2 protein-coding genes are annotated in these 19,079 nt (G+C 70.9%); both read left to right on the top strand.

Annotated features, from left to right (window positions below; genetic code table 11):
• The first annotated feature begins 24 nt into the window (after positions 1–24).
• Positions 25–15,768, top strand: coding sequence for an amino acid adenylation domain-containing protein (locus ABH920_RS46995; RefSeq protein ID WP_370355871.1), 15,744 nt, complete (start codon positions 25–27; stop codon positions 15,766–15,768).
• Complete coding sequence (fabD, locus tag ABH920_RS47000; RefSeq protein ID WP_370355872.1) at positions 15,765–18,863, top strand: ACP S-malonyltransferase; 3,099 nt, start codon at positions 15,765–15,767, stop codon at positions 18,861–18,863. The genes ABH920_RS46995 and fabD overlap by 4 nt, the downstream gene beginning before the upstream one ends.
• Positions 18,864–19,079: the final 216 nt, after the last annotated feature.

Here is a 19,079-nt window from a genome sequence, read left to right on the forward strand (position 1 = left end):
CGAATTGTGAGAGAGAAGCTACGCGTGGACGACAAGCGAAAGCTGCTGCTGAGTCTGCTGGCCAAGACCGCCCAGCAGGATTCGGCTCCGGAGAGCACCGGCATCGCCATCGTCGGCGTCGCCGGTCGCTATCCGTTGGCGCGGACGGTCGATGAGCTCTGGGACAGCCTGGCCCAAGGACAGCACTGCATTCGAGAGGTGCCGGCCGACCGGTGGGACGCGGCTGCGCATCGCGGGCACAGCAACTCGGCTGGGTTCATCGACGGCGTCGATGAGTTCGATCCGCTGTTCTTCCAGATCTCCCCGGCCGACGCGGAATCCATCGACCCGCAGGAGCGCCTGTTCCTGCAAACAGCGGCGGCCGTGCTCGACGACGCCGGCCACCCGGCGGCCGACCTGGCCGCCCGGGGGCCGGTCGGGGTGTTCGCGGGCGTGATGAACAGCAACTACGAATGGATGGGTGGCGAGGCGACCGCACTCGGAGTGCGCACCGACGCCCACTCCAACCACTGGTCGATCGCCAACCGGGTCTCCTACACCTTCGACTTCACCGGCCCCAGCCTCGCGGTCGACACTGCCTGCTCGGCTTCGCTCACCGCGATCCATTTGGCCTGCGAGAGCATCCGCTCTGGCGAGTGCCATGCCGCGATCGCCGGTGGGGTCAACCTGATCCTGCATCCGATGCACCTGCGGACCCTGGCTGAGCGCGGCATGATCTCACCCGGCGACCGGCTGCGCAGCTTCGGAGCGGGCGCGGACGGCTTCGTCGACGGTGAAGGTGTCGGCGCGGTTCTGCTGCGTCCGCTGGACGCGGCCATCGCCGACGGGGACCGGATCCTGGGGGTGATTCGCGGTTCGGCCATCAACGCCGGCGGCAAGACCGGCGGGTACACGGTGCCCAGCACGGCGGCGCAGACTCAGGTGATCCGCGCCGCACTGCGGCGTGCGGCGCTCGAGCCTGAGGACATCGGCTACGTCGAGGCGCACGGCACCGGCACCCCGCTGGGCGATCCGATCGAGATCGCCGGACTGGTCGACGCCTTCGGCTGGCGGATCACCGCCGCCGAGCGGGCACGGCGCGGCAGGGTCGCGGCCGGTTCGGTGAAATCCAACATCGGCCACCTCGAATCGGCCGCGGGCATCGCGGGCCTGACCAAGGTGTTGCTCCAGCTCCGGCACGGCATGCTGGTGCCGTCGCTGGACTCGGCGCAGCGTAACCCGGACATCGATTTCGACACCACGCCGTTCGAGATCCAGCAGACGCGCGAACCGTGGACCGGTCCGCGGCGGGCGGTCGTCAACTCTTTCGGCGGCGGAGGCGCCAACGCCTGCGTCGTGGTGGAGGAGTACTCGGCCGACGCGCCGCGACGGCCCGAGGCCACCGGGGAGCAACTTCTGGTGCTCTCGGCCAAGACCGAGGAGCGACTGCGCGTCTACGCCCGCGAGCTGGCCGCCTTCCTTCGCCGTGGCGCGGACGACGGGCTCCAGCGTTGTCTGCGCGCTGCCGCGCAGGCCATCGACGTCGAGCCTGCCGCCCTCGACCCCGACATCGACCTGGCTGAATGCGGTTTCGGCGTGGTCGAGCGCGCTCGGTTCCACGCGCTGCTCGGCGCCGAGACCAACGCCGCGGTCGTCGCCGCGCACACCGTGCGCGGGGTGGCACTGGCCCTGGACGGCACGGCCGCCACCGACCCGGACTCGCCGCGCCTGGACGACGTCGCGCACACGCTCCAGGCCGGCCGCACCGCGTACGAGTTCCGGCTCGCCCTGTTCGCGTCCTCCATCGGCGAGGCGGCCGAGGTGTTGGCGCGCTACGCCGAGGGTGACGCCGACCCGCGCGTCCGGACCGGACGCGGCGTCCGGTCCGCGCAAGACCAGCCGATGACCACGCCGGAGGAGATCGCGGCGGCATGGGTCGGCGGCGCGAGAGTCGACTGGAGCGGGATCGCCGATCCGTCGGCGCGGCGGATCGCGCTGCCCGGCTACCCCTTCGCCCGCGACCGTTACTGGATTCCGGCACCCGCCGTGACCACCCCGGCTGAAGCGACCGTGACCGTCGACCTCCCCGAGTTCTACCGTCCGCTCTGGGTACGCACCGACCAGCCGACCACACGCGTGGCGGCGCGGCGCGTCACGATCCTGGTGACCGATGCGTCCCGCTGGCTCGGGGACGCGATCGCGGCGCACTGTTCGGCCGCGAACGTGACGGTCGACGTGGTCCGCATCGACGAAGCACCGGTCCAGACCGGCCCGTCCGACCTGGTGGTGCACCTCGGCGGCGTCGGCGTCGAGATGCCCGACGACCTCGACGCGCTGGACGATCAGCTGCGCCGAGGGTCGCTGTCCCTGCTCGACGTGGTGCGGCACAGTGAGGCCGCGCGGATCGTCGTGGTCACCAGCGACGTGTACTCGGTCGCGGGCGGCAGCGGGCACAACCCGATGGCAGCCGGGCTGCACGGGCTGCTTCAGGTGGTGCCCAAGGAACGCCCGCGGCTGCGGGTCGACGCCCTCGACTTCGCCTCGGCCGAGATCGAGGACGTGGCCGATCTGGTATCGGCGATCCTGGCCGAGCCGACCGGCCGCGACCACGACGTCGCGCTGCGCGGCGGGCTTCGTTACGTGCGAAGGCTTGGCCGGGTCGAACTACCGGCGCCGCGCCGGGTGTTCCGCGAAGGCGGCGTCTATCTGCTGGTCGGTGGCACCGGAGGCATCGGTGTCGAGTTGAGCCGGCACCTGGCCGCCGTGCACCGGGCCCGAATCGTCTGGTTCAGTCGCAGCGAACCGAATGCCGCGCAGCGTGCCGCCATGGCCGAGATCCGCGCGCACGGCGGCGACGTCGTGCATGTGGCCGGCGATGCCGGAACGGTTGCCGACCTGGCCGGCGCGGTAGCGACGGCACACCAGCGTTTCGGCGCGCTGCATGGTGTCGTGCACGCGGCCATGGCCTTCGACAACCATCCGCTGGCCGAACTGGATGAGGCCACGTTCCGCGCAGCCACCCGGGCCAAGATCGAAGGCAGCGCGGCGTTGGCCGAGGCGCTCGCCGAGGAGTCGCTGGACTTCCTGGTCTACTTCTCCTCGGCCGGTTCCTTCGGCAACTTCGCCGGCAACGGCGCCTACATCTGCGCCAGTGCCACCGAGGACGCCTACGCGCTGGCCCTGCGCGAGCGGCTGCCGTTCCCCGTGAGCGTGATCAACCAGGGTTACTGGGGCCAGGTCGGTTCCGGCGCCCAGCCCGGTCTGGCCGAGATCTTCACCGGTCTGGGCATCGACGGTTTCAGCCCCGAGGCCGGCATCGCCGCGGTCGAGACCATTCTCGGCAACCGACTGCCGCAGGTGCTTTCGATCCGGGCCGGACGCAGAGCCCTTGAGGCCATGGGCCACGACCCGGCCCTGGACGGCGAGGTCCCCGCCGGTGGCCGACCTACCACCCTGGCCGCGTTGGCCGCCCTGCCATCGGCGGCGGACGTCGCGCCGGAGGTGGCGCAGGTCATCGCCGGCTACGCGGAACTGGAAGCGGTCGCGACACCGTTGCTGCTCGGCGTCTACCAGCGGCTGGGCGCGTTCCACCGCGCGGGCGAGCGGCACAGTGCGACCGAACTGCGGCAACGCCTCGGCATCCTGGACAAGTTCGCGCGGCTGCACGAAGCGTTGCTCAACATTCTCACCGAGGCCGGTTTCCTCACCCGCGACGGTGACCAGATTTCCACCACGGAAGTCGTGGAATCGCCGGCTCCGACGGAGACCGAGTTCGATCGGCTCACCCACGCGTATCCCGACATCGAGGCGACGATCACGCTCAACCGGCTGTTCCTGGAGAGCTATCCGCGCATCCTGCGCGGTGAGGTCGGCGCCACCGAGATCATGTTCCCCGGCTCCTCGATGAAGCTGGTGCAGAACTTCTACCGGGGCAACCCGCTGACCGACTCGTTCAACCTCATGGTCCGCGACGCCGTCCGCGCCTTCCGTGCCTTCCTGCCGTCCGACGGGCCGATCCACGTCGTCGAACTCGGCGCGGGCACCGGTGCGACCAGTGAAAGAGTTCTGCCGGTACTTGCCGAACACCCGGACCAGGCCGCGTTCACCTTCACCGACATCTCCCCGCATTTCGTCGAGCACGGCCGGGAACGCTTCGCCTCGGCGTATCCCTTCGCCCGGTTCCAGCCGCTCAACCTCGATCGCGAACCGGCCGAGCAGGGCTTCGAGCAGGCCGGCGCCGACTTGGTGGTGGCCACCAACGTCGTGCACGCGACCAGGAACCTGCGCGCCACGCTCCGCAGGGCCAAGGCACTGCTCAAGCCGGGCGGCTGGCTGGTGCTCAATGAGCTGACCTCGGCCCGGCCGCTGCTGACCATCGGTGGCGGCGTGCTCGAAGGCTGGTGGAGTTTCGAGGACGCCGAGTCGCGCATCCCGGACTCCCCGCTGGCATCGCCGCGAGGTTGGGCCCGGTTGCTCGGTGAGGAGGGCTTCGGTCCGGTCCGGGTGTTCGGCCGACCCGAGCTGGGCCAGACCGTGTTGCTGGCGGAAAGCGACGGCGTCGTACCGCACACCGCGCCCGCCGTCGTGGTGGCACCCGCGTCGGTGGTCGGCAGCGCCGACGCGGTCGGGGAACGGTTGCGTGAGCTGGTCGAGCAGGTGCTCAAGCTCAACGAGCGGATCGACCCGGACCGCCCCCTGGCCGACTACGGCTTCGACTCGCTCAGCGGCATGAAGATCGTGGCCGCCGCCGACCAGGCGTTCGGGGTCTCCGTGCCGCTCGGCGACTTCTTCGAACGCCCCACGCTGCGTGAACTGACCGTCCACCTCACGCAGAACTGGCTGGCCGGCGCCGGCGTCGAGCCGGAGCGGGCCGCACCGCTCCCGGTCGCCTCGATGCCGGTGCCGCCGATGTCGTCGGTGCTGCGACCCAGGACCGATCGGGAGCAGGGCCGGCATCCGCTGTCCGAGGGGCAGCGCGCGCTGTGGGTGATCGAGCAGGTCGCGCCCGGCAACTACGCCTACAACCTGCCGCTGGCCCTCTGGCTCGCAGACGACCTCGACATACCGGCGTTGCGTGTGGTCCTCCAGGATCTCCTCGACCGCCACGACGAGCTGCGTGCCAGTGTGCGCGACGACGAGCACGGCCCGTTCGTACGCGTCGCCGCCGAGCCGGAACTGCCGTTCCAGCAGGTCTTCCTCACTACGGTGTCCGAACCGGATCTGCGCGAGCGGATGCAGGCCGATCTGCGGGTGCCGTTCGACCTCGCGGCGGGTCCGTTCGTGCGCGCCACGCTCTACACCCTGGGCGATGGCCGCAACGCGCTGCTGCTGGCCTTCCACCATCTGGTTTTCGACGGGGTCTCGATCGCGGCGCTGTTGACCGAGTTGGCGCGGGGCTATCGTGCGCTGCGCGCGGGCCGGCCGCTGGAGGGCGACAAGCCCGCGCACACCTTCGCAGAGTTCGTCGAATGGCAGCGCGAACTGCTGGCCGGTCCCGAAGGCGCGCGCCTGCGCGACTACTGGACTGCTCGGCTGGCCGACCGCGCCACCACTGTCGCGCTGCCGCTGGACCGCCCGCATCCGGCGATTCCCGGATTCCGTGGTGCCAGCATCGACGGGCACATCCCCGCCGAGGTCACCCAGCTGGCCCGGGCGTTGGCGGGCGCGCAGCACAATTCGCTGTTCAGCGTGGTGTTGGCGGCGTGGTTCGCCGTGTTGCACCGCTACAGTGACCAGGCCGACCTCGCGGTCGGCACGCCGACCATGGGCCGCCCGCCGACCGGCTATGACGACGTGCTCGGCTACTTCATGAACATGGTCGTGCTGGCCGAGCACGTCGACGGCCAGGACCGTTTCGGCGACCTGGTCCGCAGGCTGCACCGCGTGGTGCTGGACGCCCTGGACCACAGCGCCTACCCGCTGGTGCGCCTGGCGCAGGATCTGAAGACGTCCGTCCCGTTCAACGTCGCCTGCTACTTCCAGAACTGGACCAAGGACGCGCAGGGCGGCAGCGTCGTGCTCGGCCCGGTCGAAGGCGTGCACCAGGAGGGCGAGTTCGAGCTGACTCTTGAGGTCGTCGAGCAGGTGCAGGGCTGCCGTTACACGCTCAAGTACGACTCCGACCTGTTCGACGAGGCGACTGTGCGACGGATCGGGGACCGGTTCGCCACGTTGCTGGCCGCCGCCGTGCGTGCCCCCGAGACCAGCATCGACCTGCTGGTCAAGGAAGAACCCGTGGCGCTGACCGGTCCGGACACCGACTTCCCGGCCGACGTCCTGGTCTGGGATCTGGTCCGCGGGCAGGCGCGGGCGCGGCCGAACGCGATCGCCGTGCGCGACCGCGACACCGAACTGACCTATGCCCAGCTCGTCGCCCGGGTGGAGATCCTGGCCGCGCGGTTGACCGCGGCCGGCGTCGGCACCGGTCGGACCGTCGGTGTCCTGCTTCCTCGCGACGCCGACCTGCCCGCCGCGCTACTGGCCGTTCAGGCGTCGGGCGGCGTCGCCGTGCCGCTGGACCCGGCCTATCCCGCCGAGCGGCTGGCCTACATGGCTCAGGATGCCGCGCTGCATCTGCTGCTCACGCATTCCAGCGTGACCAGCGACTTCAGCACGCTGACCCGCCTGGTCGTCGACACCGATGAAGCGCCGCCCGCGCTGCCCTGTCCGGGACCTGCGACACCGACCGACCCCGCCTACGTCATCTACACCTCCGGCTCGACCGGTCGGCCCAAGGGTGTGCAGGTCGCGCACCGGGCTCTGGTCAACCTGCTGTGGTCGATGGCTCGCGAGCCCGGATTCGGCCCCTCCGACACGCTGTTCGCCCTGACCACCGTCTGCTTCGACATCAGCAATCTGGAGCTGTACCTCCCGTTGATCACCGGCGGCACCGTGTACGTGGTGGCCACCGAGGACAGCCGGGACGGCGTGCGACTGCGGGACGTCATCGAGCGCGGCGATCCCACGGTGATCCAGGCGACGCCATCCACCTGGGCGATGCTCCTGGCCGCAGGCTGGTCAGGCGACCCGGGGCTCACAGTGTTCTGCGGCGGTGAGGCGCTGCCCTCGGCCACGGCGGATGCGCTGCAGGCTCGCTCACGTGCGGTGTGGAACCTGTACGGACCGACCGAAACCACCATCTGGTCCACGGTGAGCCGGCTCCGCGCCGGGGAACGGGTCACCATCGGCAAGCCGATAGCCAACACCCGCCTGTACATACTGGACAGTTCGAGGCGCCCGGTACCGGCCGGCGTGGCGGGGGAGTTGTACATCGGCGGTCACGGCGTGGCCATGGGCTACCTCGGCAAGCCTGACCTCACGGCGGCCCGGTTCCTGGCTGATCCCGTCGGCGATCGGATGTACCGCACCGGCGATCTGGTGCGGCTGCTGCCCGACGGCGACATCGAATATCTGGGCCGGATCGACTCACAGGTCAAGATCCGGGGCTTCCGGGTGGAGCTGGAGGAGATCGAGACGACGCTGCTGCGCGTGGAGGGCGTGCGTGAGGCGGTGGTGGTGGCGCGCGGCCAGGACGTCGGTTCGCAGACCCTGCTCGCCTGCTACGTGCTCGCCGACGGCGCCGCCGAACCGACGACGGCCCAGCTGGCCGCGTGGTTGCCTCGGCACATGGTGCCGGACGCGCTGGTCCGCGTGACGCGATTCCCGCGCACGCTCAACGAAAAGATCGACCGCGGCGCCCTGTCCGCCCTGCCGTTGGCCGAGATCCGCGCCCGCTTCGGCCTGGCCGGTGCACCGGTCGCGGCCTCGACCGGTCGGTTCGACACATTGGTGGGCGAGCTGGCCGAGATGGTCTCGGCCCTGGCCGGTGTGCCCACCGACCAGATCGGCGCGCACACCCCGCTGGGCGAGGTGGGGATGAACTCGGTGAGTTTCACCGCGCTGGCCACCCAACTGCGCAAGGCGTACGACATCGACGTCTACCCGACGCTGTTCTACCGCCGAGGCACGCTGCACGCGCTCGCCGAGCACCTGTCCCAGCAATACGCCGACCAACTGGCCGTCCAGGTACCCGCTGCCGGGCCTGCCGGGCAACCGCCGGCCGAGGGCCGCGATGTCGCCATCATCGGCATGGCCGGTCGGCTGCCGGGTTCGGCCGACCTCGCGCAGTTCTGGGAGCACCTCGTCGCCGGCGACGACCTGATCACCGAGATCCCAGCCGACCGCTGGGACTGGCGCGAACAGAGCCGTTCCCGGTCCCGCTGGGGCGGCTTCGCCCCGGACATCGACCGTTTCGACGCGGCCTTCTTCGGGATCTCCCCGCGTGAAGCGGAGCTGATGGACCCGCAGCAGCGGCTGGTGCTGGAACTGGTCTGGTCCGCCATCGAGGACGCGGGCTACCGGCCGAGCGAACTCGCCGGTCGACGGGTCGGGGTGTTCGTCGCTGTCACCAACTCCGACTACCTCGAGGTGCAGCGCGACGCCGGGCAGGCCGTGGCCGGTCACACCCTCACCGGGGCCGCCCTGTCGATCATCCCCAACCGGGTCTCCTACCTGCTGGACCTGCGCGGGCCGAGCATGGCCGTCGACACCGCGTGCTCCGGCTCGCTCACCGCGGTGCAGCAGGCGTGCGCCGCGCTGCGCGATGGCACCTGCGAGCTGGCCATCGCGGGCGGCGTCAGCCTGATCCTGTCCCCCGGCGTCTACGAGGCGCTGAGCCAGGGGGAGATGTTGAGTCCCGACGGTCGTTGCAAGACCTTCGACAGCCGCGCCGACGGCTACGTGCGGGGCGAGGGCGCCGGCGTCGTCCTGCTCAAACCCAACGCTGCTGCCGAACACGACGGCGACGCGGTGCATGCGGTGATCAAGGCCGTCGCGATCAACCACGGCGGCCGAACCACCTCGCTCACCGCTCCCAACCCGGACGCCCAGGCCGATCTGCTGGTCGAGGCATACCGCGCCGCCGCCGTCCCGCTGGCGACCGTGGGCTACATCGAGGCGCACGGCACCGGCACCGCCCTGGGCGACCCGATCGAGACGGCCGGTCTGAGCACGGCGTTCCAGCGGATGCACGCGGAGCTCGGCGACAACACGAGCTCCGCCATCGCGATCGGCTCGGTGAAGACCAACATCGGGCACCTCGAAGGCGCGGCGGGCATCGCCGGACTGTTCAAGGCGGTGCTGGCCCTCCGGCATGGCGTCATCCCGGCGAGCCTGCACTTCCAGGCCCGCAACCCGTACCTGGAACTGGACGGCGGCCCGTTCGAGGTGGCGGACACGACCCGGGCCTGGCCGCGGCCGACCGACGCCGACGGCGCCGAACTGCCGCGCACCGCCGGGGTCAGCTCGTTCGGTTTCGGTGGCGCCAACGCACACGTCGTCCTGGCCGAACCCTCGATGGTGAAATCGGATCCCGTCGCGGACGCATCAAGGCTGGTGGTGCTGTCGGCGCGGGATCAGGACGCGTTGCGGCGCAGCGCGCGACGGCTCGTCGATCACCTGACCCGGCAGGACGTGCCGCTCGCCGACCTCGCCCACACCCTCCAGGTCGGCCGGGAGCCGATGCGGCACCGGCTTGCCGTCCTGGTCACGAGCACGGCCGCGGTGCGGACCGAACTCGACGCGTTCCTGGCCGGCGAGCCGTCCGCCGTCGCCACCGAAGGCACCGAGCCCGGGCTGACCCCGTTGGCCGTCGAATGGCTGCGGGGCGCCGACATCGACTGGCCTGCCTCGGCGGGCAGGCGCGTACACCTGCCCGGCTACCCCTTCGCCGGACCGCGGCACTGGGTCACACCCGGCACCGCGACGGCGTCGCCTACCCGGCTGCACCCGACCCTGTTGGACGCGAACGTCTCCACCCTAGGCGAGCAGAAGTTCAGCAAGACCCTCACTGGAGCCGAGTTCTTCCTGCGCGATCACGTCATCGCGGGTGCACGCGTCCTGGCCGGTGCGGCCTATCTGGACATGGGCCGCCTGGCCGGTGAACTGTCCTGCGACGGGCGTCCGGTCAGCCGGATCGACGACCTGGTCTGGGCCTCACCGGTCCAACTCGCGGCACAGGGCAGTGGATATCCGCTCGTGGTGACTGTCACCGGCGACCGCGAGCAGGCAGTCTTCGAGGTGCGAGGCGAAGCCGGGCACGCCAGTGGCCGGCTGCGCTTCGGCGAGCCCGACGACCGGCCCGCACCATTGGATCCGGCTGCCCTGCGGGCACTGTGCACCCACGTGCTCAGCGGCACCGACTGCTACGCCGAGTTCGACCGGCTCGGGTTCGCCTACGGGCCGAGTCTGCGGGTGATCGAGGAGATCGCCGAAGGCCCGGAGATCGCACTCGCGACGTTGCACCGCACCGACACCGATGCGGCCGGCTATGTCTTCCACCCTGCGCTGTTCGACGCCGCCCTCCAGGTGGCCGGTCGGCTGCGGGCCGCCGCTGATCCCGGCGACCCGCTGTCCTACCGGCCGTTCTCCATCTCCTCGGTCCGGCGCTACGCCCCCTTGCCGGAGCGAGTGCTGGCGTATGTGCGGCCGACCCCGGGCATCGACGCCTGCTTCGACATCGCCCTGCTTGACCCCGCTGGCGCGGTACTCGCCGAACTGGACGCCTTCACCCTGCGCGCCTCCGCGAGGCCGGAGAGCGTGGTCGCGTTCGAACCGATCTGGCAGTCGGCGCCGCTGCCGGCCGGCAACGGCAGGCTCGACGGAACCGTGCTGCTGCTCGGCGCAGGCACCAGCGAGTCGCAGGTGCGCACCGCCCTCGCCTCCCGTGGCGCGCGCGTGGTGATCGCGTCCGAATTCGACGCGGCGACAGCGTCCGGCCCGGTGTCGGTCGTGCACCTCGCGGACGGGGACCCGGTCGAGCACGGCTTCCATGCCGCCCGTGAGTTCCTGCGCGTCTGGCCGTCGTCGACCCCGCTGCGGTACGTCTACGTGCTCCCCGATCCCGCCTCGTCGCCCGCGCAGCCCGCCATGGCGGCGTTCGGTCGATCCGTCCGACTGGAACACCCAGCGATCACGTTCACCGCGCTGGCGACCGCGACCGATTCGGTCGCGGACACCGTGTCGGCCGAACTCGCCGCGTCGGACCCGGAAGTGCGGGTCGGCAGGACCGGTCGAGCTCGTCGAGCCTGGCGACAGGTGCCGTTGCCCGCGCCGCAGCACGCGGCCTTCACCGGTGCGGGAGCACACATCATCACCGGCGGTGCCGGCGCGATCGGACTGCTGGTGGCCGAACACCTTGCCGCGCGCCGACGCGCGGCCGGCGTGCGCGAGGGCGGGATCGTGCTCGTGGCCCGCTCCTCGCCCGGAGCCGAGGCGCTGGCGAGGGCCGAAGCCATCGGTGCGCGGATGGTGCGCGCCGACATCACCGACCCCTCGGCGCTCGACGCACTGCTGGCACAGGCCCGCCGCGAATTCGGTTCGGTGTGTGGCGTCGTGCACGCCGCCGGGGTACTGCGGGACGGGCTGCTGCGCGGCGCCGACCGCGCGGACACCGAAGCGGTGCTCGCCGCCAAGATCGACGGCACAGTCCTGCTCGACGAGTCGACCCGGCACGACCCGCTGGACTACTTCGTTGTGTTCTCCTCGGCCGCCGCCGCGTTCGGCAACGTCGGCCAGAGTGCCTATGCCTTTGCCAATGCGTTCCTCGACCATTTCGCGGAGCAGCGCGAACGGCAGCGGGCCGAGGGACTGCGGCGCGGCCGAACCCTCGCCGCCGCCTGGCCGGTCTGGGCCGACGGCGGGATGCGGATTGACGCCGCGGCGCAACGCGACATGGAACGGACCCTGGGCATGCGCCCAGTGCGTACCGAAGCCGCGCTGGAGGCCTTGGAACGCGCGCTGGCGACCGACGCGCCCGCGCTGCTGCTGGCGTCCGGCGATCCCGATCGGATCCTCGCCGCTCTGACGGCCGAGCCGGCGCGACAGGCTTCTGCTCAACCCGAGGTCACCGACGACGGCGCCCAGCAGCGAGCTGAGACGCTGGTACTGCGGTTGCTGGCCGAGGAGCTCAAGCTGCCCGAGAGCGAGATCATCGTCACCGAGCCGTTCGACCGCCATGGCGTGGACTCGCTGATCAGCATGAGCATGACCCGCAGGCTGGAGGACCACGTCGGACCGCTGTCCAAGACGCTGTTCTTCGAGTACGTCACGGTCCGGGAGCTGGCCGAGCACCTGGCCGCCGCGCACCCGGCCGCCTTCGGCGCCGAACCGCCTGTCGAGGCATTCGCCCCCCACACCCCGGCGCGATCCGCCTCTGACGGTGACATCGCGATCATCGGCGTGTCGGGCCGCTACCCGCAGGCCGATGACGTGGACGAGTTCTGGCGCAACCTGCGCGAGGGTCGGGACAGCGTCGAGGAAATCCCGGCCGACCGCTGGGACCACGGCCTGTTCTACGATCCGGACCGATCCGTGCCCGGCAAGACCTACGGGCGGTGGGGCGGTTTCGTGCGCGGCGCGGACCGGTTCGACCCGCTGTTCTTCCAGATGTCGCAGATCGAGGCCGAACACACCGATCCACAGCTGCGGGTGTTCCTGGAAACCGTCTGGCACCTGTTGGAGGACGCCGGCTACACCCGCGAACAACTGCGGGGCCGGCACACCGGGGTGTTCGTCGGCATGATGTACGGCGACTACCAGCTCTACGGCGTCCAGGACGCTTTGCGCGGCAACGGCAGCCCCGCGGCGTCGTCCTACGCCTCGGTGGCCAACCGGGTGTCCTACTTCTTCGACTTCACCGGTCCCAGCGTCGCCCTGGACACGATGTGTTCCTCCTCGCTGGTCACCATCCACGAGGCGTGCCTGGCCATCCGCAACGGTGATTGCGAAGTCGCCGTGGCCGGTGGGGTGAACATCTCCAGCCACCCGGTGAAGTTCCTCCAGCTCGCGCAACGCGGTTTCCTGGCCGAGGACGGCCGCTGCCGCAGCTTCGGCGAGGGCGGCACCGGCTACGTGCCCGCCGAGGGTTCGGGAGCGGTGCTGCTCAAGCGCCTGGACGCCGCCGTCGCCGACGGCGACCGGATTCTGGCCGTGGTCAAGGCATCGGCGGTCAACCACGGCGGTGCCGGTCGCGGCTACAGCGTGCCCAATCCCAAGGCACAGGGCGACCTGGTCCGGACCGCGCTGGACCGGGCCGGTCTGCGGCCGTCCGACCTGGACTACCTCGAGGCGCACGGCACCGGCACGGCGCTCGGCGATCCGGTCGAGGTGAACGGGATGCTGCGCGCGTTCCAGGGCGATCCGCCCGAGCGGTTGCCGATCGGCTCGGTCAAGTCCAACATCGGGCACGCCGAGTCGGCGGCAGGCATCGCCGCGATCACCAAGGTGCTGTTGCAGTTCCGGCACGGCGAGCTGGTCTCCTCGCTGCACTCCGACCGGCTCAACCCGAACATCGACTTCGCGTCGACACCTTTGCGGGTGCAGCGCGAGCGGGCGCCCTGGCCCCGCCGTGTCGAGCCGGATGGCACGCCGCGACCGAGGACGGCGGGCGTGAGCTCGTTCGGCGCGGGCGGCACCAACGCGCACGTGCTCCTGCAGGAGTACGTGACTGAGCCGGCACGTGCCGGCGGCGCAGCCGGGCCGCACCTCGCGGTGCTGTCCGCCCGGGACGCCGACCGACTCCTGTCCCAGGCTCGTCGCCTTGCCGCGCACCTCGACGATGCGGCCGATGGCCCGCTGCCGGAGGAGGTCGCCTGGACCTTGCAGATCGGACGCGAGGGCATGGCGCACCGGTTGGCCGTGGTGTTCCGGGATCTGCCCGAACTCGTGACCCGGTTGGGCGAGTTCGCCACGGGTGGACGGCCCGCCGAATGCTGGACCGGGGTCGTCGACCCGCGCCGTCCCGGCACTGCCGACCGGCTGCCGGCCGATCCGGCCGCCTACGCGGTGGCGTGGACGTTGGGACAGCTGGTCGACTTCGTGGCGCTGCACGGCACCCGGCCCGCCCGAGTCGCCCTGCCCGGCTACCCCTTCGAGGGCGACCGGATCTGGCTGGCCGCTGCCGACGCGGAACTGGCCGCGTTGACCGAGACCGAAACCATGCCGGAGGTTCCCGCGCCCGAACCCGAACCCGAACCCGAACCCGAGCCGGAGCCGGAGCCGGAGCCGGAGCCGGAGCCGGTCGGAGTCTCGGCGCAGGAGGCCGTCACCGAGTGGCTGCTCGGGGAACTGGCCGAGAAGCTCGGCTTCGACCGGGCCAAGCTCTCCGGCGACGTACCGGTCCAGGACTACGGTGTCGAATCGCTGATGCTGGCTCAGCTCGCACAGAACGTGGCCAAGCGGCTGGACGTGCCGCTCGACCCGTCGGCGTTGCTGGAGTACCCGACGATCGGCGGGTTCGCCGGTTACCTGGCCGAGGAACACGGCGAGCGCGTGAACGCGGTGTTCGGTCCAACCGAACCAGTACCCCCACGACCTGCTGCCCGACGACCCGCTCCCGTTCTCGGTTCCGTGTCCGCTCCCGCTCCCGCACCCGTCGGCGTCGCCGCACCGGTCGGATCGGAGATCGCGGTGGTCGGGGTGTCGGCCCGGTTCGCCGGGGCGGAGTCGGTCGAGGAGTACTGGGAGCTGTTGCGGCAGGGGCGTTCCGCGCTGCGGCCGATCCCGGCGAAGCGGTTCGGGAGCCCGCTGGACTTCCACGCCGGTCTGCTCCCGGACGCGTTGCGGTTCGACCCGGCGGCCTTCCTGCTCGACCCCGGCGATGTGGCGGCCATGGATCCGCAGGCCCTGCTGGTGCTGGAGGAAGTGCGCAACGCCGTGTACGACGCCGGGTACGAACCGGCCGAGCTGAAGGGCCGCCGGATCGGGGTCTACGTGGGCGGCCGAGCCGATCACACCCCTGATCCGGCCCGCCTGCGACAAGCACAGAACCCTGCGATGGTGACCGGTCAGAACTACCTGGCCGCCAACGTGTCACAGTTCTTCGACTTGCAGGGACCGAGCCTGGTGGTCGACACCGCCTGCTCCTCGGCGCTGGTGGCGATGGACATGGCGGCGCGGGCGCTGCGCGCGGGCGATGTCGAATCCGCCGTGGTGGCCGGAGTGAGCCTGCTCGGCGACGACCGGGCCTACCAGGTGTTCGGCTGGCGCGGGCTGCTCAATCCCGACAGCGAGTTCCACCTGTTCGACCAGCGGGCCGCCGGTCTCATGCTGGGCGAGGGGGTCGGCGTCGTCGTGCTCAAACCGCTGGCCACGGCGCTCGCCGACGGGGACCGGGTGCTCGCGGTGCTCAAGGGCATCGCGGTCAACAACGGCGGCCGGACCGCGGGCCCGGCGACCCCGAACCTGCGAGCGCTCAAGAACGTGATGACCGAGGCTCTGACCGGCAGCGGGCTGCGCCCCCGCGATGTCGGCTGGGTGGAGGCCAACGGATCCGGCACCAACGTCACCGACCTGCTCGAACTCAAGGCGGTGCAGAGTGTGTATCGCGAGGGCGATGACGCCCCGCTCGCGCTCGGGTGCGTGAAGCCGAACATCGGGCATCCGTTGACCGCTGAGGGCATCGCCGCGTTCATCAAGGTGGTGCTGATGGTGCGGCACCACCAGCAGGTGCCCTTCCTGTCCGGCCAGAAGCCGTTGGAGCACTTCGACATGGACGCCTCCGCCCTGTACTTCCCCAGGGACAGCGCGCCGTGGCCGGCAACGGCCGACGCGGCCGCGCTGAACTGCTTCGCCGACGGTGGCACCAACGCCCATCTGCTGCTGGTTCCCGCACCGGCCGGGCACCGCGCCACCCGCACTCCGTTGGCCCCGCCCGCCCTGGACCGTCGTGCGGTCATCCGGGGTACCGAAGAGCCGGTCGCCTCCGGCCTGTTCTGGGACACGTACCGATGAGCGGCCCGCTGCCCGTGGTGTTCATGTTCTCCGGTCAGGGTTCCCAGTACTACCGGATGGGTCAGGAGCTCTACGACGAGAACCCCGTGTTCCGCGCCGCCCTGCGCCGCCACGACGACGTGGTGGCGCAGGCGCTGGGCGAGTCCGTGCTGGCCCGGATCCTCGACCCGGCCAAGCGCAAGAGCGATCCGTTCACCGACACCCGCTTCAGCCACCCCGCGATCGTCATGATCGAGCTGGCTCTGGCGCAGACCCTGACTGAGGCCGGCGTCATCCCCGACTACCTGCTGGGGGCCAGCCTCGGTGAATATGCTGCCGCGGTGGTCGCGGGCTGCATCGAGCCGGCGGAATGCCTGCGGCTGCTGGTCGAGCAGGTACGTGCTCTGCGTGACGGTCCGCGCGGCGGCATGCTCGCCGTCCTCGACACGCCCGACGTGCTCGACCGGGTGCCCGAGCTGCGCGAGTGCGAGATCGCGGCCCGCAACTACCCGGGACACTTCGTGGTGTCGGCGCGCACCGACGTGCTCCAGGCGGCTGAGGTCGCGTTGCGTGCGGCCGACGTGCCGCACCAGCGTGTCGCGGTCGAGTACGCGTACCACTCCAGCCTGATGGACTCGATCGCGGTCGCGGCTCGTCAGGCCACGGCCACCGCGACGTTCGGACCGCCGCGCATTCCGCTGGTCTCGTGCGTGGACGGCGAACTGGTGCCACGGGTGACTCCGGAGCACCTGTGGCAGGCCGCGCGCAGGCCGATCGAATTCGAGACGACCATCACCGCGATGCGTCGTCGCGGCGACTTCCACTATCTCGATCTCGGCCCCGCTGGGACCCTGAACAACTTTGTCCGAGGCAACCTCCCGCCGGGCTCGCGATCCCGGTCGGTGGCATTGCTCAGCCCGTTCGGTCACGACCCGGGCTTGCTGGCCCGAATCGCCAGTGAGGCTCCCCGTCCGAAGCCATCAAGGAAGGCGTCCGGTATGAAGGTCTACGGTTTTCCCGGTCAGGGTTCCCAGCAGCGCGGGATGGGCCGGGACCTGTTCGCCCGGTTCCCCAGCGAGACCGCGATCGCCGACCGGGTGCTCGGTACGTCGATCGAGCAGCTTTGTGTCGCCGACCCGGAGCGCAAGCTCGGGCGCACCGAGTTCACCCAGCCGGCGATCTACGTGGTCAGCGCGCTGTCCTATCTGGACCGTCAGACCACGGACCCGCGACCGCCGGACTACGTGGTCGGCCACAGCATCGGCGAGTACGTCGCGCTGTTCGCGGCGGGGGTGCTCTCCTTCGAGGACGGTCTGCGCCTCGTGCAGCGCCGAGGCCAGTTGATGGCGCAGGCCGGCGGCGGGGGCATGGCGGCGATCGTCGGCGCCGACGAGCAGACCGTGACAAGGACCCTGACGGAGGCGGGCCTGGACGGGCTGGACCTGGCCAACCACAACGCACCCGACCAGTTCGTCATGTCCGGGCCCCTCGAGCAGATCGACCGTGCCTGCACCGTGTTCCAGGAAGCGGGTGCCCGCGCGGTCCGGCTCAATGTGAGCGCGCCGTTCCACTCCCGCTACATGCGCGACGCGGCGGCCGAGTTCGGCCGTTTCCTCGACGAGTTCACGCTGCGACCGCCGACGATTCCGGTGCTGGCCAACGTGACCGCGCTGCCCTACACGGCGGAGAACCTGAAAGCCACGCTGACCGCGCAGATCGCCGCGCCGGTCCGGTGGACCGACATGGTGCGCAGGCTGATGGGCCTCGGCGAGTTCGAGTTCGTCGAACTGGGGCCGGGCCAGGTGCTCACCAAGCTGGTCGGCAAGATCCGCGAGAACGCCCAGCCGCTGGAGATGCCGGCCCCTGCCCGAACCGCGGCCGAGCCGGTCCGCCCGACCGCCGAGACCCTGGGCGCCGCGAGCTTCCGGGAACGGTACGGGCTGCGCCACGCCTACCTGCTCGGCGGCATGTACGGAGGCGTCTCAGGCCTCGAACTCCTCGGGGCCGCGGCGAAGAGCGGCCTGCTCGGCTTCCTCGGTACCGGGGGCCTCAGCGTGGCCGAGGTGGCCGACCACCTGCGGACCCTGGTCGCAGACCTCGGCCTCGGCGGCGCGTTCGGCGCCAACCTGCTCTACCGACACGGCGCCCCCGAGGCGGAGTCCGCGCTGGTCGACCTCCTGCTGCGGCACGGCGTCGAGCTCATCGAGGCATCGGGCTTCCCCCTGATCACGCCCGCCCTGGTCCGGTTCCGACTCAAGGGCGGACGAATCATCGCCAAGGTGTCCCGCACCGACGTCGCCGCCCAGTTCCTGGCTCCTCCACCGCAGCGCCTGGTCGAACGCCTCCTGGCGTCCGGCGAGGTGACCGAGCAGGAGGCGCGCGCGGCACGCGGCCGGCCGATGGCCGACGACCTGTGCGTCGAGGCCGTCGGCGGGTGGCTCGAAGGCACCGCCGATCTGCTGACCCTGCTCCCGTCGGTGATCCGGCTCCGCGACGCCGCCGCGGTGAGCGGCCCTCGGGTCCACGTGGGCTGCGCCGGCGGCATCGGCACGCCCGAGGCCGCGGCGGCGGCGTTCCTGCTCGGCGCCGAGTTCATCCTGACGGGGTCGGTCAACCAGTGCTCGGTCGAGGCGGCGACCAGCCCGGCGGTGAAGGACCTGCTGGCGCAGGCTCAGGAATACGACGTGGACGCCGCGCCATGGGGCGAGCAGCTCGAACTCGGCGTGCAGGCCCGCTACCTCAAGCGTGGGTTGTTCTTCCCGGCCCGCGCGACCCGCCTGCACGAGCTTTCGCGTCAGTACGGCTCCCTGGCCGAGCTGGACGGTGCCACTCGGTCCCGGGTCGTCGAGCGGTATCTCGGTGGCGAACTGCCCGCGACAACCGAGCTGACGGCGGTCCTGCGAGGCTATGTCGAGCGCTGCTTCCGGCTCGCGGTGACCGGCGACGAGCTGTCCAAAGTTGACTTCCTGATCCACTGCGGCCCCGCGATGGGTGCCTTCAACCAGGTGGTCGCCGGCACACAGCTGGAGGACTGGCGCGCCCGCACGGTCGAAGCCATCGCCACCCTGTTGATGGAGGGTGCCGCGACCCGCACCGCGCAGCTGAAAAGCGCGTAGTCCGCGTCAGGCGTCGGATCGCGGGTTCTGCGTTTCCGGGTGGCGCTCCAGTGCGGTCGCGCCTCTGCCTCGGCGCCGCCCGCGCGATCGATCGCTCGACGGAGCGCGTCGAGATCGTCGGCCGGCGTCGGATCGGTGACGTTTGGGGCTCGTAAAGGCATCGCTGCGGGTGGGGGCCTGCATTCCAGTGGTGGATCCAGGGCGACGATATTCGTG

This window comes from Catenulispora sp. EB89 (assembly GCF_041261445.1).
Taxonomy (GTDB): domain Bacteria; phylum Actinomycetota; class Actinomycetes; order Streptomycetales; family Catenulisporaceae; genus Catenulispora.